We start from the raw sequence: 16,227 nt of genomic DNA, 5'->3' as shown, positions 1-16,227 counted from the left end.
GCGAGAGGAATGGGTAATGGCGCGCCTTACACCACTTTGGGCAGGCCCGCGCAAGTCGAAGAGTTCCGGAGAATGAAGGCCTAGAGATGGAGCCACTTCAACAATCCGAGCCCGATCGCACCATTTATGATGAGAAAAATCGCGACGATCAGGTTCAGGAGGCGCGGCATGATCAGGATGAGCACGCCCGCAAGCAGCGACAGGATTGGCGAGATGTGGGCGACGGTGATGTGCATGAATTGTCTTTCCGTGGGTGGGGCGAATCGCGGCCGGATCATAGCGGACCGGGTTCCGCGGGTAGAGACGCACAGGGGACGTGGGAGTTCCCGGCTCCGCGAAAACTGCCCGAAAATGCCGCGAATGCGGCAGGTGTTTTCCGGAACATCGCGAAGACGCGCGCATTGGCAACCGGTTGCGCCGCTGGCGCTTCCCGAAAACCTTCTCGAAGGAGTTGCACATGCGGAACAGGATTCTTGCTCTTGCAGCGCTCGCGGCCGCGATCGGCTCGCCCCTTGCGGCGCAGGCGCAAAGCGGCACGGTGGGACGCGCACCCGTCGTCGTCGACAGCGGCCCGACCATTCCGGTCGAACAGCGGCCCGCTTTCCGCGACTATGTCGTCGAACAACGTGTGCCGGCTTTCCGTATCCCCGATCGCGTGGTAGTCGGTGCCACCTTACCCGAAAGCGGCGTCACCTACTATGACGTGCCGCAACGTTTTGGCGCCACCACCTATCGCTACACCGTCGTGAACGGCGAGACCGTGCTGGTCGAGCCGCGCTCGCGGCGCATCGTCGAGGTGATGGACTAACGCTTTCAAGGATCAACTAGATGTCCGCCGCGTCACATCAATCAGGCTGACGCGAACAGTGTAATCGGACATCAGGCCCTGCCCGGTCTTCCCCCCGCCGGGCGGGGCTTTTTTGTGCATCTCGTGTGCGTGCTCTCGTGTCCCGGGCAAGCGAAGCGTGACCCGGGACCCAGAAGCTCCAAGCCCCCCGCGGTACGCGCCCCGGCTCTGCAGCGCACCGCAAAGATGCGCTGCGCTGCCGAGCCGGGGCACCAGATCAATCCTGGATCTTCGAGAAATCCGCCACCGCACGCGTGGCGCTGCGGATTTCGTTGAGCAGCTTGAGGCGGTTCTCGCGCACCTTCGCATCGTCGTCGTTGACCCGAACTTTCTCGAAGAACGCATCGACCGGCGGGCGCAGCTTTGCCATCGCACTCATCGCAGCGGCAAAATCTTCCTTGGCGACCGCGGCACTGGCTTCCGCCTGCACCTCGCCGATCGCCTTCGCCAACGCCTTTTCCTCGTCGAGGCTGTAGAGCGCGGCATCAGGTGCGCCGTCGAAGCTGCGCTTGTCCTTCTTCTCCTCGATGCCGAGAATATTGCTGGCGCGCTTGATACCGGCGAGCAGGTTCTTGCCGTCGTCGGTCTCGAGGAATTTGCCGAGCGCCTCGACGCGGCGGACGATCATCAGGAGATCGTCCTGACCACCGAGCGCGAACACGGCGTCGACGAGATCGTGACGCGCGCCCTGTTCGCGGAGCTGGACCTTCAAGCGGTCGGCGAAGAAAGCCAACAGGTCGCTCGGAAGCTTCTGCGCATCGGCAGGCTTCATGGACAAGCCGGCGAATGCGGACGCCGCCACCTTCATGAGCGACAGACGCAGTGCGTTCTCGGCGATCAGCCTGATCACACCCAGCGCCGCGCGACGCAGCGCATACGGGTCCTTGCTCCCCGTCGGCTTCTCATCGATGGCCCAGAAGCCAACGAGCGTGTCGAGCTTGTCGGCGAGCGCCACTGCGACGCTGACCGGATCGGTCGGCACGCGATCAGCAGGGCCTTGCGGCTTGTAGTGCTCCTCGCAGGCGGCGGCGACGGAAGCGTCCTCGCCTTGGGCCAGCGCGTAGTACTTGCCCATCAGGCCCTGCACCTCGGGGAATTCGCCGACGACTTCGGTCAGCAAATCCGCCTTCGCCAGATGCGCGGCGCGCGTTGCCTTCGCGACATCGGCGCCGACCAGTGGGGCGATCTCGGCGGCGAGGCGTTCGATCCGCTTGATACGCTCCGCCTGCGTCCCGAGCTTCTCGTGGAACACGATCTGCTCGAATTTCGGCAGGCGATCCTCGAGCTTCGTCTTCAGGTCGGTCTCGTAGAAGAACTTCGCATCCGACAGACGCGGGCGGATCACGCGTTCATTGCCGGCGACGATGGTGTTGCCGCCGTCGGCCGCCTCGATATTGGCGGTGAGGACAAACTTATTGGTCAGCTTGCCGGTCTTGGAATCCTTGACGACGAAGCACTTCTGGTTGTTGCGGATGGTGGCGCGGATCACCTCGTCCGGGATCGCGAGGTATTCCGCTTCGAACGATCCCATCATGACGACCGGCCATTCGACGAGGCCGGACACTTCGTCCAGCAGCACCTGATCTTCGACGAGCTCGAACCCTTGCGCGAATGTCAGCTCCTTGGCGTCCGCAAAGATGATATCCTTGCGCGCCTGCGGATCGAGGATGACTTTTGCAGCCTTCAGCTTGGCTTCGTAGTCCTCGAACCGGCGCACGCTTATCGCGTCAGGCGCCATGAAGCGATGGCCATAGGTGGTCTGGCCGGTCTCAATGCCGTCCACCGAGAATTTGACGACATCGGGCTCTTCGGTCTCGGGCCCGAAGGTCGCGGTGATCGCATGCAGCGGGCGCACCCAGCTCAGCGAACCCGGTTTCCCCGAGCGCGCGCCCCAGCGCATCGATTTCGGCCAGGGGAAGGTGCGGATAATCACGGGGAGGATTTCTGCGAGCACGTCGATGGCATCGCGGCCGGGCTTTTCGATCAGCGCGATGTAGAAATCGCCCTTCGCGTCGCGCTGGATCTTGGCTTCGTCGAGCGATGTCAGACCCGTCGCTTTCAGAAAACCCTGCACGGCCGCATCGGGCGCGCCCATTTTCGGTCCGCGGCGTTCGGTCTTCAGATCGGGCTGGCGCGCGGGGATGCCGTGCACGGTGAGCGCGAGGCGGCGCGGCGTCGCGAACGCCTTCGCGCCCTCGTAGACGAGGCCTTCGGCGACGAGCTTGTCGGTGACCATGCGGCGCAGATCGTCGGCCGCCTTGGCCTGCATGCGCGCGGGGATTTCTTCCGAGAACAGTTCAAGCAAAAGATCGGGCATCAGGCCGCTCCGCCCGCTTCAGTATGGATCCAGGCCTCGCCGCAGGCCTTGGCCAGCTCGCGCACGCGAAGAATGTAGCTCTGCCGCTCGGTCACCGAGATCACGCCGCGCGCGTCGAGCAGGTTGAAGACATGACTCGCCTTGATGCACTGGTCATAGGCCGGCAGCGCCATCAGATGCGCGTCGCGTTTGCTATCCTTCCAACCGGCGTCGAGATATTTCCTGCAGGCAGTCTCGGCCATCTTGAATTGCTCGAACAGCATCGCGGTGTCGGCGACTTCGAAAGTTGTGCTTCGAATATTCCCGCTCGGCCTGCAGGAAGACGTCGCCATAGGTGACCTTGGCGTCACCATCGCGGCCGTTGAAGTTGAGGTCGTAGACGCGATCGACGCCCTGCACATACATCGCGAGGCGTTCGAGCCCGTAGGTGAGCTCGCCCGCGACCGGCGCGCATTCGACACCCGCGACCTGCTGGAAATAGGTGAACTGGCTCACTTCCATGCCGTCGCACCAGCACTCCCAGCCGAGGCCCCAGGCGCCCAGCGTCGGGCTCTCCCAATCGTCCTCGACGAAGCGGATGTCGTGCACGGCAGAATCGATGCCGATCGCGGCGAGCGACTTCAGGTATAGCTCCTGAAGGTTCGGCGGCGACGGCTTCATGATCACCTGGAACTGGTAATAGTGCTGCATCCGGTTCGGATTCTCGCCGTAGCGGCCGTCCTTGGGCCGGCGCGAGGGCTGCACATAGGCCGCGTTCCAGGGCTTTGGCCCGAGCGCGCGGAGTGTGGTGGCCGGATGGAAGGTACCCGCGCCCATCTCCATGTCGTAGGGCTGCAGGATCACGCAGCCCTGCTCGGCCCAGAACCGCTGGAGCGCGAGGATAAAACCCTGGAACGAGCGTTCCGGGCGCATATGGGCGGGCAATGAGGCGTCCATCGTCAGATCAGGCTCTCGCGGGGGTTTGAATCGCGCGGGACCGTATCGACGGCAGGGATGGGAATCAAGGTGAAGGGGGCCGTTTCGAGCCAAACACTCCATCGTCCCGGGACGATGCGGCAGTGTGGGCCAAGGCGCAATTGCGTCGTGCCCACCATCTTTCCAAGATCGCGATGCCGGTGGTGGGCACGCTTCGCTTTGCCTAGCCTACGGCACCAATTAACCCGGCCGGTAGGCTCCGGTGACGGGGTCCTGTTTCAGCGTCTGGACGGCCCCTCTGTGGGCGGCCTCGGCGACGCGCGAGAGGCGCATCTCCTCCAGCTCCCGGTTGATCCTGACAGCGGTCTTGTAGGCCCAGCGGACCACGGCAAGCCCGCCCAGGACGCCCGCGAATGCGACGAACGGCGGCATTGGTCGTTCCTTGTTCACAATGCTCAGCCCCCACGCGCATTCTTGCGCAGACCGGGCCGCGCCGCAATCGGCACGCCCCGGGCGAAATGGCGCGGGCGGCCTCGGTCTAGAACCCGAATTTCGCCCAGATCGCCCGTGTCTCGACAGCCGAGATCAGATCGTCCGGCAGGCCAGCCACTGATTCCATGGCCGAAAGCTGCCCGGCGCCCGGCGATTTCCGGCCCAAAAGACTGGAAAGCAGACCGCTCGGCTGGGCAATCACGGGCGTGAGAACCTTCTCACCAAAGCGGGCACGAAGAGTTGAGCGGAGATCGCCGATGCTGTCGGCGAGCCCCAGCGCGATTGAGCTTTCGCCAGCCCAATATTCGCCCGTGAACAGGGTGTCGTCGTCGCCCTTCAACCGCGCGCCGCGGCTCTCCTTCACCAGCGCGATGAAGATCCGGTGGATCTCGCGCTGGAGCGCCTTCAGCTTGGCGACGTCGTCGGGATTCTCGGGGAGGAACGGATCGAGCATCGCCTTGTGCGCACCGGCGGTGTAGAGGCGCCGCTCTATGCCGAGCCGCCTGATCGCCTCCTGGAAACCAAAGCTGCCCCCGACCACGCCGATCGAGCCGAGGACCGAGGACGGATCGCAGATGATCTCGTCGCCGGCGCAGGCGATCATGTAGCCGCCGGATGCGGCGACATCCTCGACGAACACCAGCACCGGCAGCTTCTTCTCCGCCGCGAGTTGCTTGATGCGCAGATAGATCTGGCGCGACTGCACCGGCGAGCCGCCGGGCGAGTTGATCACCAGCGCCACCGCCTTGGCGTTGCGCATCGAAAACGCCCGCTCCAGCACCCGCGCAACGGTCGCGAGCGTCATGCCCGGGCGCAGCGGCGTCACCGCGCCGATCACGCCGAACAGCCGCACCACCGGCACCACGGCCGTGCCGGGACGGAAGCGCGCCGGCAGATATTGCATGAGCTTGTCGGCCAGGCCGGAACTCTCACGATCGTTCAATTGTTCGGCCATGCCGTTACCTCTGATTAACCATTTCTTATCACGCGACTGTCATTGGAAGGGCCCGGAACGTGTTTTGCGGAAACTCCGTTGAGAGGCTGCAATGGGCCAGCGGAGAACACCATGAAAATCTATCTGCTGATGCTGCTGATCGGTGCGCTGTTCATGGCGATCCGCCTGACGACTCCGCAAGAGCAGCAGTCGGAATCGCTTCCGCAGTAGGGCGTCACGGCTCCACCAGCGGCAACACCGCCCTTCCCTCCAGAATATCCCTCACCTCGTTGTTCGGCGCGCGCGGCCCGTCGTTGAGCATGAGGCCAGGCAGCACGCGCGTCGGAGCCCGGCCTCCCTTGACGGCGTGCACCAACACGCGGATCGCGGGCCGTCCCGCTTCGCCATGAACCGGCAGGATCACGAGACTTCCGAAGCCGCGTGACAGCGCTGCCAAAACGTCGGCGATCCCATCTGCGCGCCAAATCAATGTCAGCGCGCCATCCGATCGGAGCATGCGCCGTGCCGCATGCACCCACGCATTCAACGTCTCGTCGGTCGCCACATGCGCGGTGTGGCGCGCTTGATCGGGCGAGCCACGATGGCGAGCGGGATCGTTGAAGGGCGGATTCATCAGCACCACGTCGACGCTGTCGGGCGCGAGCCCGCTCGCCGCAAACGCCTGTGCGTCCGTGGTGACGTCGAGCACGATGGTCTCGGCGGCAATCGCATTCGCCGCCGCATTGGCGCGCGCAAGCCCTGCCAGTTCCGGATCGATCTCGACCAGGCTGAGCCTGATACCGGCCACGCGCCGGGCCAGCGCCAACCCGGCTGTGCCGATGCCGGCGCCGAGATCGACCACGCGATCGCCCGCTTGGGCCTGCGTCGCCGCCGCGAGCAAAATGGCGTCGTGCCCGGCGCGATGGCCGGACCGCTTCTGCTTCAGTCGCAACTGCCCGCCGAGAAAGGCGTCTTCGGTGAGATCTGTCAGCGCTTCACCTATCGCTGCGGAGTTCGTGGCTGAGGCCGGCCTCGGTCAGGAGCTGCCGGGCCTCGAGGGCGTCGTCTTCATGGACCAGGATCCGCCGCGGCAAAATGCCCAGCGAGCCCTCGATGATGCTCATGTTCTGGTCCAGCACCAGATGATGGATGTTGGCGCCGTCGAGCAGCGCGCCGACCGCCGACACCAGCACCATATCGTTGGTCCGAACCAGTTCTCGCAAAACACAGGCCTCCTGCCTGACGGGGATTAAGCGGCAATGTCAATGGTTCCACGGCCCTTGCCGCATCCCCGTCCAGTTTCTATTGTCTTTCGATCAGAATAGCCCTTCCGGGGCAAATATTGGAGACCGGCGTGGCCGTCATCGTACCTTTCGAAACTCCCGGCGCGTCGATCGAAGAGCTGGTTGTCCTTGTCGCCGGTGACATGGAGCGCGTCAACGCCACGATCCTGTCGCGGACCGGTTCTGATGTGACCATGATCCCCGAGGTCGCCAACCATTTGATCTCCTCCGGGGGCAAGCGCCTGCGACCAATGCTGACGCTCGCCATGGCCAACCTCGCCGGCTACGCCGGTGACGGCCATATCAAGCTCGCCGCCTCCGTCGAGTTCATGCATACCGCCACGCTCCTGCACGACGACGTCGTCGACGAGAGCGAGATGCGCCGCGGCAAGCTGTCGGCGCGGATGCTCTGGGGCAACGAAGCGAGCGTGCTGGTCGGCGACTTCCTGCTCGGCCAGGCTTTTCGCATGATGGTCGAGGTCGGCTCGCTCCGCGCGCTCGACATCCTCTCCGCGGCCGCCGCGACCATCGCCGAGGGCGAGGTGATGCAGCTTGCCGCCGCCAAGAACACCGCGACCACCGAAGACGAATATCTCGCCGTGATCCGCGGCAAGACCGCCGAGCTGTTCGCCGCCGCCTGCGAGGTCGGCCCTGTCATCGCCAACCGCCCCAAGGCGGAACAGACCGCCTGCCGATCGGTCGGCATGAATCTCGGCATCGCTTTTCAGCTCGTCGACGACGTGCTCGACTATGGCGGCAAGAGCGCAAAACTCGGCAAGAACACCGGCGACGATTTTCGCGAGGGCAAGATCACGCTGCCCGTCGTGCTCGCCTTCCGCCGCGGCAACGACACCGAGCGCGCCTTCTGGATCCGCGCGCTCGAGCGCGGCGAGATCGGCGACACCGACCTCGACCACGCCATCGGGTTGATGAACAAGCACCGCGCGCTCGAAGACACGCGGAGCCGCGCCCAGCACTACGGCGCCATGGCCGTGGACGCGCTGGCGCTGTTCCCGTCCTCGCCAATGAAGAGCGCACTGGAGCAGGTCGTGGCGTTCTGTCTGGCACGGTCGCATTAGGGCTCGCACGCTACCCGCACATTTCGGTGTCTTGCCGGCGAAGGTCGGTGAGACAGCGCCCGACTGCATCAACAATCGTCATTGCGAGCGCAGCGAAGCAATCCAGTCTGCCACCGCGGCAAGACTCTGGATTGCTTCGCTGCGCTCGCAATGACGAGTAACTTGCATTTTGCAAGCTACACTCGTACTTTCCCCCTATGCAGCCCAAATCCCCCTCGATCCTGGAATGCCCGGTCGGCCGCGCCGTGGAGACCGTTGGTGAATGGTGGAGCATTTTGATCCTGCGGGATGCGTTCCAGGGCGCAACAAAGTTCGACGAATTTTCACAAAGTCTCGGGATCGCGCCGAACATCCTGTCGCGGCGGTTGGCCCATCTCACCGAAAGCGGCATGTTCGTGCGCCGCCGCTATCACGAGCGGCCGCCGCGTTACGAATATGTGCTGACGGACAAGGCGCGGGATTTCTTTCCCGTGATCGTCGCGCTGCTCGCCTGGGGCAACAAGCATCTCACGCCGAAAGGCGAATCCATTTTGCTGGCGAACCGCGACGATAGTCGTCCGTTCGATCCGGTCGTGGTCGATGCCGCCGACATGCAGCCGATCACGCTCGCCAATGCGGTCATCATCGCCGGCCCCCGCGCCAGCGGTGTCATGCGCAAACGGCTGACCTCGCTCAAAGCCATGAACCCGGCCATCGCGCCGGTGGGAGACTGACATGCGTCGTATCGTCGTGACGGGAATGGGCGCGGTGTCGCCGCTTGGCTGCGGTGTCGAACTGTCCTGGCGCCGGCTGCTGGCCGGTCAAAGCGGGCTGCGCCCGCTGCCCGAATGGTCGCTGGCGCTGCCCGCGCGCATTGCCGGCCTCGTGCCCGACAAGACCAATGACGCGGATGGCGGCTTCGATCCCGCGCAGGCCGCCGCGCCGAAAGACCAGCGCAAGATGGACCGGTTTATCCTGTTCGCGCTGCTCGCCACCGCAGAAGCGGTCGCGCAGTCCAAATGGACGCCACAGGATGCGACCGCACTGGAACGAACCGCGACGATCATCGCCTCCGGTGTCGGCGGCTTTCCGGCGATGGCGGAGGCGGTGCGCATCACCGAACAGCGCGGCCCGCGCCGGCTGTCGCCGTTCACGATTCCCTCCTTCCTCGCCAATCTCGCGGCCGGCCACGTCTCGATCAAATACGGCTACAAGGGTGCGCTGGGCACACCGGTCACGGCGTGCGCCGCCGGCGTTCAGGCGATCGGTGATGCCGCGCGCATGATCCGCGCAGGCGAGATTGATGTGGCGATCTGCGGCGGCGCGGAGGCCTGCATCGACATCGTCAGTCTCGGCGGCTTTGCCGCGGCCCGCGCACTGTCGAGCTCCTTCAACGACGAGCCCGCACGCGCCTCGCGCCCGTTCGATCGCGACCGCGACGGTTTTGTCATGGGCGAAGGCGCCGGCATCCTGGTGATCGAGGAGCTGGAGCATGCATTGGCGCGCGGCGCGACGCCGATCGCGGAGATCGTCGGATACGGCACGACCGCGGACGCCTATCACATGACGTCGGGTCCGCCTGATGGCGACGGCGCCCGGCGCGCGATGGAGATCGCGCTCCGACAGGCGAAGCTTGCGCCCGCGGACTTGCAGCACCTGAACGCGCACGCGACGTCGACGCCGGCCGGCGACGAGAGCGAGCTTGGCGCGATTGCCGCGCTGTTCGGCCGTCACCGCGGCATTGCCGTGAGCGCGACCAAATCGGCCACCGGCCATCTGCTCGGCGCCGCCGGAGGGCTCGAGGCGATCTTCACTATCCTCGCCCTGCGCGACCAGATCGCGCCGCCGACGCTCAATCTCGAAAACCCTGATCCGGGTGCGGACGGCATCGACATCGTCGCCGGCGCGGCCCGGCCGATGCCGATGCTCAACGCCATCTCCAACGGGTTCGGCTTCGGCGGGGTGAATGCCAGCGTGATCTTCCGCCGGATCGGCTAGGCAAGAGGGCTTGCAATCGCGGCAAGCTGCGCTACGAAACAGGATGATCGAAACGAATTTCTGGCTGTTCCTGGCCGCCGCTTGTCTCATTGCCGCCGTTCCCGGCCCCGGCATTTTCTACGTCGCGGCACGGACCATGTCGGAAGGGCGCGCTAGCGGTTTTGCATCGACCGCGGGCACCGCGCTCGGCGGGCTGGTTCATGTGGTCGCGGGCAGCCTCGGCATCTCCGCGATCATCCTTGCCAGCGCCGAGCTGTTTGTCGCCGTGAAATTAGTCGGCGCACTCTATCTGGTCTGGCTCGGCATCAGAACTTTCCGCAGCGCCAGCCGCGCGCTGTCATTCGACAGCGAGCCCGTCGGCGACAAGCGCGCCTTTCGCGACGGCGTGCTGGTCGAGGCGCTGAACCCGAAGACCGCCGCGTTCTTCCTCGCCTTCATTCCGCAGTTCCTTGACCCGGCGGGATCGAACCCGACGCTGCAATTCATCGTGTTCGGCGCGATCTCGGTGACGCTGAACACGCTCGCCGATATCGTGGTGGTGCTGATGGCCTCCGCGACACGTACGCAGCTGATTGGAAGGCCGCATTTGATGCGGCGTCTCACCCAAGGCTCGGGCGTCTTCATCGCGGGCCTCGGCCTGTCGCTCGCACTGGCGCGGCGGCCCGTGAATGGATAGCTCCACGCTCGCCCCGCAAAGCCGCACTTACGAATCTCACGGCCTGCGGCTGCATTATGCCGACTGGGGCAACGACGGCGCGCCCGTTGCCGTCCTGGTTCACGGCGGCCGCGATCACTGCCGGAGCTGGGACGTCATCGCCCGCTCGCTGCAGCCGCATTTTCACGTGCTCGCGCCCGACCTGCGCGGGCACGGCGATTCCGAATGGACCAAGGGCGGCAGCTACGCGCTGACCGAATATGTGTACGATCTCACCCAACTCGTTCGCAGCATCGCCGCGCCCCAAGTCACTCTCGTCGGCCATTCGATGGGCGGCATGGTGAGCCTGATTTTTTCAGGATCATTCCCCGAACTGGTCTCGAAGCTGGTCGTGCTCGACGGTGTGACCATGCTGCCGGATACGCCGAAGTCACCGACGCATGAGCGCATCAGCAAATGGGTCGGCCAGCTTGACAGACTGCACGACCGCACACCACGCCGCTATTCGACCCTTGAGGATGCGGCCGCGCAGATGGTGCTTCACAACAAGCGGCTGTCCCGCGACCTCGCGCTGCATCTTGCCACCCACGGCGCGCGGCAGAACGACGACGGCACCTATAGCTGGAAGTTCGATCCCTATCAGCGCGCCTCTGCGCCGCACCGGCTCTGGCCGGACGACCACGTCGCGCTGTGGTCGCGCATCACCTGTCCGACGCTGCTCTTGAATGCCGGCGAAAGCTTTCTCGCGGGCGCCAGGGCCGCAGGCCTTGAGCGCTACTTCCCGCAGGCGCGCGTCGTGACCATCGCCGAGGCCGGACACTGGCTGCAGCATGACAAGCCGCAAGAGGTGTCGGGTGAGATTCGAAAGTTTCTCGGGCTGGCCTAGCTCAATGTCCCCGCGTGCACCCACCAGCGGGAATGATCCCTGCGGATCTTCTCGGCGGCGGCATGCGCATCAGTGGACGCGCCATAGATCGCAAAGCACGTCGCACCCGAGCCGGACATGCGGGCGAGCTTGACGCCGGCGGAGTCACGCAAGGCTTCCAGCACGTCGCCGATCACCGGTTCGATGCGCATCGCCGGCGCTTCGAGATCGTTGGCGACGGTCTCGAGAGTATCGACCCAATCGGCAATGGAGGCGCCCTCGTCCGGCCAGGCCGGGGCGTCGAAGACGGAGGTGGCGCCGACCAGGAGTTCGCCGTTGCGCAGGCCCAGCGCCTGGAACACATCCTTGGTCGCGACCGGCACGCGCGGATTGACCATCACGCAGGGCATGCTCGGCAGCATCAAGGGCAGCAGCTGCTCACCGACACCGGTCATGTCGCAGGCGCGCGAGAACAGGCACACCGGCACGTCGGCGCCGGTCGCAAGCGCGACCTTCTGGAGTCGTGGATCGTCGAGCGACAGATTGTTGAGACGTGCCAGCAACCGCAGCCCCGCCGCGGCGTCGGCCGAGCCGCCGCCAATGCCGGCCGCGACGGGGAGCACCTTGTCGAGCGCGAAGGCGCCCAGCTTCAGGTTCGGCACGGCGTCGGCCAGGAGCTTGGCCGCCTTGAACACGAGGTTGTCGGCCATATCACCGCAGGCCGCCGCGAGCGGGCCCGTGGTGATGAGCTTCAACTCGCCGCCGGGCTCCAACGTCAGCCGGTCGGCGCAGTCGGCAAACGCGACGACGCTTTCGAGATCATGATAGCCGTCGGCACGACGGCCGACCACGCGAAGGCTCAAATTGACCTTCGCACGCCCTTCTTCAATGAACGCCGGCATTGGCGACACGCCCCCAGAACTTAGTCTTTCCTTCGCATGATCTTGCCGGAAAACCGCTACACACTTTCCGGACCATGCGCTCAGCTCAGCCGCCGCCCTTGCCGTCGTCCTTCTTCTTCTCCTTCTCCGCCTGCGCAGCCGAGGAGTTCGAATTGTCGTCGGTCATGCCGTTTGCGATCTTGGCTTCGATCTTCGGAAGCTCATCCGCCTCGGGCTTGAGATCGCGGGCGTGCGCCCACTGGAACTTGGCTTCCAGCGTGCGGCCGACGCGCCAATAGGCGTCGCCAAGGTGATCGTTGATGGTGGGATCCTCGGGCTTGAGGTCGATCGCGCGCTCGAGGTTCTTCACCGCGTCCTCGTAATTGCCGATGCGGTAATAGGCCCAGCCGAGGGAGTCGACGATGTAGCCGTCGTCCGGGCGCTGCTCGACCGCCCGCTTGATCATCTTCATGCCTTCGTCGAGATTGACGCCCTGGTCGATCCAGGAATAGCCGAGATAGTTGAGGACGTGCGGCTGGTCGGGCTGCAGCTCGAGCGCCTTCTTCATGTCGGCTTCGGCCTTGCCCCACTGCTTGGAGCGCTCCTCGCAGATGCCGCGATAATAGTACCAGACGCTGTTGGCCTTGTCGTTGCCGGCCGGCAGCACGTCGACGCCTTGCGAATAGGTCGCGCCGCATTCGCCGAACTTCTTGCGGCCGCGCTCGATGTTGCCGAGCGCCATGATGGCTTCGAGATCCTTGGAATCCTCAGTGGTGACACCCTTGAGGATCTTGATCGCCTCGTCGGTGCGGTCGGCGGAATCCAGATCGATGGCGAGCTGGATCTGCGCGTTGCGCTTGAGCGGCGAGGACGACGGCACCCGCTCATAGACCTTGATCGCCATCTGCGGCCGCTTCACCGATTCATAGAGATCGGCGAGCGAGAGCAGCGCCAGGGGATGGCTGGGCTGGAGGTAGAGCGAGAGCTGGAGATAGACCAGCGCCAGATCCTCGCCGCCGCGGCGGGTCAGCGTGGCGCCAATGCCGTAGAGCGCTTCGGCGGCGCCGGCTTGCGCGGAATCGGCCAGCGGCGGCATCTTCTTGCCGGCCTTGGTCTCGCGCAGGCCTTCCACGATCAGCGGATGGCGGGCGAGCTTCTTGTCGAACGCCTGGTAGACGGTGGTCGCGGCGGCCGAGTCCTTGTTGCGCGACAGCCAGCGCGCATAGGCCTCGGTGACACGCAGCATGGAATCGTCCAGTTTGTAGGCGCGCTCGAACCGGGTGCCGGCGTCCTTCTCCTTGCCGGAGAGCTCGAGGATCATGCCGGCGTGGAGGTCCTTGAACAGCGGATACCATTCCGGACCGGCCAGCTTGTCGATGGTCGCGACACCGCCCTTGGCATCGCCCGCACCATAGGCGGCCCAGCCCGACAGCAGCGTGGCGACGAGATCGGTGATCGGACCGCGGATCGACTGGTTGATGTTGGTCTGCGCGGTCGCGTACTTCTTGAACTTGAGATCGTGCACGCCGACGACGAGGCGCGCGACGCGGTTGGTCTTGTCGATGGTGAGGATGCGCTCGGCGAGCTTGACGGCTTCGTCGATGTCACCGTCGGCGACCGACGAGATGAAGGCGCGGTCGAGCAGCTCGTTGTTCTTCGGGTCGGTGCGCAGAGCGGAGCGGTAGAACGCGGCGGCGGAGGCAGCGTCGCGCTCGACGCTGGCGTGGCGGGCGGCGAGATAGCTGCCGGAGGTGGTGAGCGCCTTCAGATCGTTTCGGGTCGGAAACTGCACCGCCGTGTCGGACGGATGATCCGGCGTCTGCGCCAGGACCGCGCCGGGGACCGTCGCGATCGCTGTGCCCATGAGGGCGATGGCGGCAACAGTCCAGCGGTTGAAACGATTTGAAAGCATCAGGGCTCGCCTTGAGTTGGTAGTGCCTGGGTCTGCAGCAAAAGGCCGTATCGCAAGCGAACGCGGCCGGTGGCATCGGGACCCGGAACCGTCGGGCCGACAATGCCGCTTTTGGCGCTTCACCGCAAGGATTCGGGCCGGGCGATCCCCGCCGCACGTCCCAAATCGGCCAAGTGACCGGTCAAGTGCGCCCCAAGACGCTGCTAGTATGGCCTTATCGTGGCCACGGGCCGCAACCGCAGCCGGGTTCTCACGCGAACGTGCGTCACAGGGCCTGGGTCACGTCGCTTTGGTCACATTGGGCCTTGATCACCAGGGTCTTGGCTCGGTGACCCCCCTTACATCGCCTCGTAGTTCGGGCCGCCGCCGCCCTCCGGAGGAACCCAGGTGATGTTGCCGTTGGGGTCCTTCACGTCGCAGGTTTTGCAGTGAACGCAATTCTGGGCGTTGATCTGGTAGCGCGGGCTCGAACCCTCCTCAACCCATTCATAAACGCCGGCCGGGCAATAGCGATTCGAAGGACCCGCGAACACGTCGTGCTCCGAGGTCTTCTGAAGATTCATGTCCGTGACCTTGAGATGGACCGGCTGGTCCTCCTCATGATTGGTATTGGACAGGAACACCGAGGACAGCTTGTCGAAGGTAATCTTGCCGTCCGGCTTCGGGTAGTTCTTCGGCGCGTGGGCTTTGGCCGGATCGAGTGTCGAGCGATCAGGCTTGGCGTGCGGCTGGGTTCCGAACAGCGAACCTCCGAACAGCGTGTTGCACCACATGTCAAAGCCGCCGAGCGCGACGCCGAGCACGGTGCCGAATTTCGACCACAGCGGCTTGACGTTGCGGACCAGGAACAAATCCTTGCCGACCGAGGAAGAGCGCCAGGCGTTCTCGTAGTCGACGATCTCGTCGTTGGCGCGATTGGCGGCGAGCGCGGCAGCGACATGCTCGGCGGCAAGCATGCCTGTGCCCATCGCATTGTGCACGCCCTTGATGCGGGGAACGTTGACGAAGCCAGCCGCGCAGCCGATCAGCGCGCCGCCGGGGAAGCTGAGTTTCGGCACCGACTGATAGCCGCCCTCGGTGATGGCCCGCGCGCCATAGGCGAGCCGCTTGGCGCCCTCGAAGGTGCCGCGGATCGAGGGGTGCGTCTTGAAGCGCTGGAACTCGTCGAACGGCGACAGATACGGATCGTCGTAGTTGAGATGCACGACAAAGCCGACGGCAACGAGATTGTCGTCGTAGTGATAGAGGAACGAGCCGCCGCCGGTCTTCAGGTCGAGCGGCCAGCCGAACGAATGCTGGATCATGCCCTTCTGATGCTTGGCGGGATCGATCTGCCAGACTTCCTTGAGCCCGATGCCGAACTTCGACGGTTCGCTGTTGGAGTCCAGCGCGAACTTCGCGATCAGCTGCTTGGTCAGGCTGCCGCGGGCGCCTTCGGCGAACAGGGTGTACTTGCCGAGCAATTCCATGCCGCGGGTGAAGGAGTCCTTCGGCTTGCCGTCCCGGCCGATGCCCATGTCGCCGGTGGCGATGCCCTTCACCGCGCCCTGCTCGTCATAGAGCACCTCGGCAGCGGCAAAGCCCGGATAGATCTCGACACCGAGCGCCTCGGCCTTGCGCGCGAGCCAACGGCAGACATTGCCGAGCGAGCCGATATAGCAATGATGGTTGTCCATCAGCGGCGGCATCATGAAATTCGGCAGCTTGATCGCGCCGCCGCCCGTCATCCAGTAGAAGCGGTCGTCCTTGACTTGCGTCTTTAGCGGGCAGTCGGAATCCTCGCGCCAGTCCGGGATCAGCTTGTCGAGCCCGGCCGGATCGATCACGGCGCCGGAGAGAATATGCGCGCCGACCTCGGAGCCCTTCTCCACCACGACAACGTTGAGATCGGCATTGATCTGCTTCAACCGGATCGCCGCGGCCAGGCCCGAGGGGCCGGCGCCGACGATGACGACGTCGAATTCCATGGATTCGCGCGCGGGAAGTTCTTCGGTGCTCATCTGATCTCAGCCCTTGAGACGGTCCTTGGTCGATTGCGCCCTCTTGTTTCCGATTTTTCCGGGTAGGACA

The 16,227-nt window shown here is 64.8% G+C and carries 15 protein-coding genes and 1 pseudogene; 6 read left to right on the top strand and 10 right to left on the bottom strand.

Annotated features, from left to right (window positions below):
• Positions 1-80: 80 nt before the first annotated feature.
• The gene (locus ACVWW3_RS02220; RefSeq protein ID WP_007594951.1) at positions 81-236 is read right to left on the bottom strand and encodes a DUF3096 domain-containing protein; all 156 of its coding nucleotides are present in this window, start codon (positions 234-236) and stop codon (positions 81-83) included.
• A gap of 221 nt (positions 237-457) precedes the next feature.
• Between ACVWW3_RS02220 and ACVWW3_RS02215 the strand changes: the two genes are divergently transcribed.
• A complete protein-coding gene (locus ACVWW3_RS02215) occupies positions 458-808 on the top strand; it encodes a DUF1236 domain-containing protein (RefSeq protein ID WP_247340295.1) in 351 nt (116 codons plus the stop codon).
• 256 nt (positions 809-1,064) lie between these two features.
• On the opposite strand, the gene glyS is transcribed toward ACVWW3_RS02215, so the two are convergent.
• From glyS to ACVWW3_RS02185, 6 genes and pseudogenes are all read right to left on the bottom strand, one after another.
• The gene (gene glyS, locus ACVWW3_RS02210) at positions 1,065-3,164 is read right to left on the bottom strand and encodes a glycine--tRNA ligase subunit beta (protein ID WP_456651039.1); all 2,100 of its coding nucleotides are present in this window, start codon (positions 3,162-3,164) and stop codon (positions 1,065-1,067) included.
• Positions 3,164-4,076 (bottom strand): annotated as a pseudogene (locus ACVWW3_RS02205) (glycine--tRNA ligase subunit alpha). The gene glyS and the pseudogene ACVWW3_RS02205 overlap by 1 nt, the downstream one beginning before the upstream one ends.
• A gap of 243 nt (positions 4,077-4,319) precedes the next feature.
• Positions 4,320-4,511 (bottom strand): hypothetical protein, encoded by a 192-nt coding sequence (locus ACVWW3_RS02200; RefSeq protein ID WP_247340302.1) that lies wholly within the window; start codon positions 4,509-4,511, stop codon positions 4,320-4,322.
• Positions 4,512-4,617: 106 nt separating this feature from the next.
• The gene (locus tag ACVWW3_RS02195; protein ID WP_456651041.1) at positions 4,618-5,526 is read right to left on the bottom strand and encodes a S49 family peptidase; all 909 of its coding nucleotides are present in this window, start codon (positions 5,524-5,526) and stop codon (positions 4,618-4,620) included.
• 214 nt (positions 5,527-5,740) lie between these two features.
• Entirely contained in the window at positions 5,741-6,508 is a 768-nt protein-coding gene (locus ACVWW3_RS02190; protein ID WP_456652076.1) for a tRNA1(Val) (adenine(37)-N6)-methyltransferase, read from the bottom strand.
• Positions 6,501-6,728 (bottom strand): putative signal transducing protein, encoded by a 228-nt coding sequence (locus ACVWW3_RS02185; protein WP_247340307.1) that lies wholly within the window; start codon positions 6,726-6,728, stop codon positions 6,501-6,503. The genes ACVWW3_RS02190 and ACVWW3_RS02185 overlap by 8 nt, the downstream gene beginning before the upstream one ends.
• Before the next feature lie 131 nt (positions 6,729-6,859).
• Between ACVWW3_RS02185 and ACVWW3_RS02180 the strand changes: the two genes are divergently transcribed.
• From ACVWW3_RS02180 to ACVWW3_RS02160, 5 genes are all read left to right on the top strand, one after another.
• A complete protein-coding gene (locus tag ACVWW3_RS02180; protein ID WP_247440845.1) occupies positions 6,860-7,867 on the top strand; it encodes a polyprenyl synthetase family protein in 1,008 nt (335 codons plus the stop codon).
• 197 nt (positions 7,868-8,064) lie between these two features.
• A complete protein-coding gene (locus tag ACVWW3_RS02175; RefSeq protein ID WP_456651042.1) occupies positions 8,065-8,580 on the top strand; it encodes a winged helix-turn-helix transcriptional regulator in 516 nt (171 codons plus the stop codon).
• Between the two features lies 1 nt (position 8,581).
• Positions 8,582-9,844 carry a beta-ketoacyl-ACP synthase II gene (fabF, locus tag ACVWW3_RS02170; RefSeq protein WP_247440841.1) on the top strand — a complete coding sequence of 421 codons (1,263 nt, stop codon included), beginning with the start codon at positions 8,582-8,584 and terminating at the stop codon, positions 9,842-9,844.
• Positions 9,845-9,887: 43 nt separating this feature from the next.
• Positions 9,888-10,520 carry a LysE family translocator gene (locus tag ACVWW3_RS02165; protein WP_354105285.1) on the top strand — a complete coding sequence of 211 codons (633 nt, stop codon included), beginning with the start codon at positions 9,888-9,890 and terminating at the stop codon, positions 10,518-10,520.
• Positions 10,513-11,385 (top strand): alpha/beta fold hydrolase, encoded by an 873-nt coding sequence (locus ACVWW3_RS02160; protein WP_456651043.1) that lies wholly within the window; start codon positions 10,513-10,515, stop codon positions 11,383-11,385. Before ACVWW3_RS02165 ends, ACVWW3_RS02160 begins: the two co-directional genes overlap by 8 nt.
• On the opposite strand, the gene ACVWW3_RS02155 is transcribed toward ACVWW3_RS02160, so the two are convergent.
• The 3 genes from ACVWW3_RS02155 to ACVWW3_RS02145 form a co-directional block, all read right to left on the bottom strand.
• Entirely contained in the window at positions 11,382-12,266 is an 885-nt protein-coding gene (locus ACVWW3_RS02155; protein WP_456651044.1) for a 4-(cytidine 5'-diphospho)-2-C-methyl-D-erythritol kinase, read from the bottom strand. The two genes, ACVWW3_RS02160 and ACVWW3_RS02155, sit on opposite strands and share 4 nt — an antisense overlap.
• Before the next feature lie 85 nt (positions 12,267-12,351).
• Entirely contained in the window at positions 12,352-14,157 is a 1,806-nt protein-coding gene (locus ACVWW3_RS02150) for a tetratricopeptide repeat protein (RefSeq protein WP_247340322.1), read from the bottom strand.
• A 338-nt stretch (positions 14,158-14,495) separates the two neighbouring features.
• Complete coding sequence (locus ACVWW3_RS02145) at positions 14,496-16,157, bottom strand: electron transfer flavoprotein-ubiquinone oxidoreductase (protein ID WP_456671837.1); 1,662 nt, start codon at positions 16,155-16,157, stop codon at positions 14,496-14,498.
• Between the last annotated feature and the right edge of the window lie 70 nt (positions 16,158-16,227).

This window comes from Bradyrhizobium sp. LM2.9, assembly GCF_054056555.1.
This window is presented reverse-complemented; position numbering and strand designations above follow the sequence as displayed.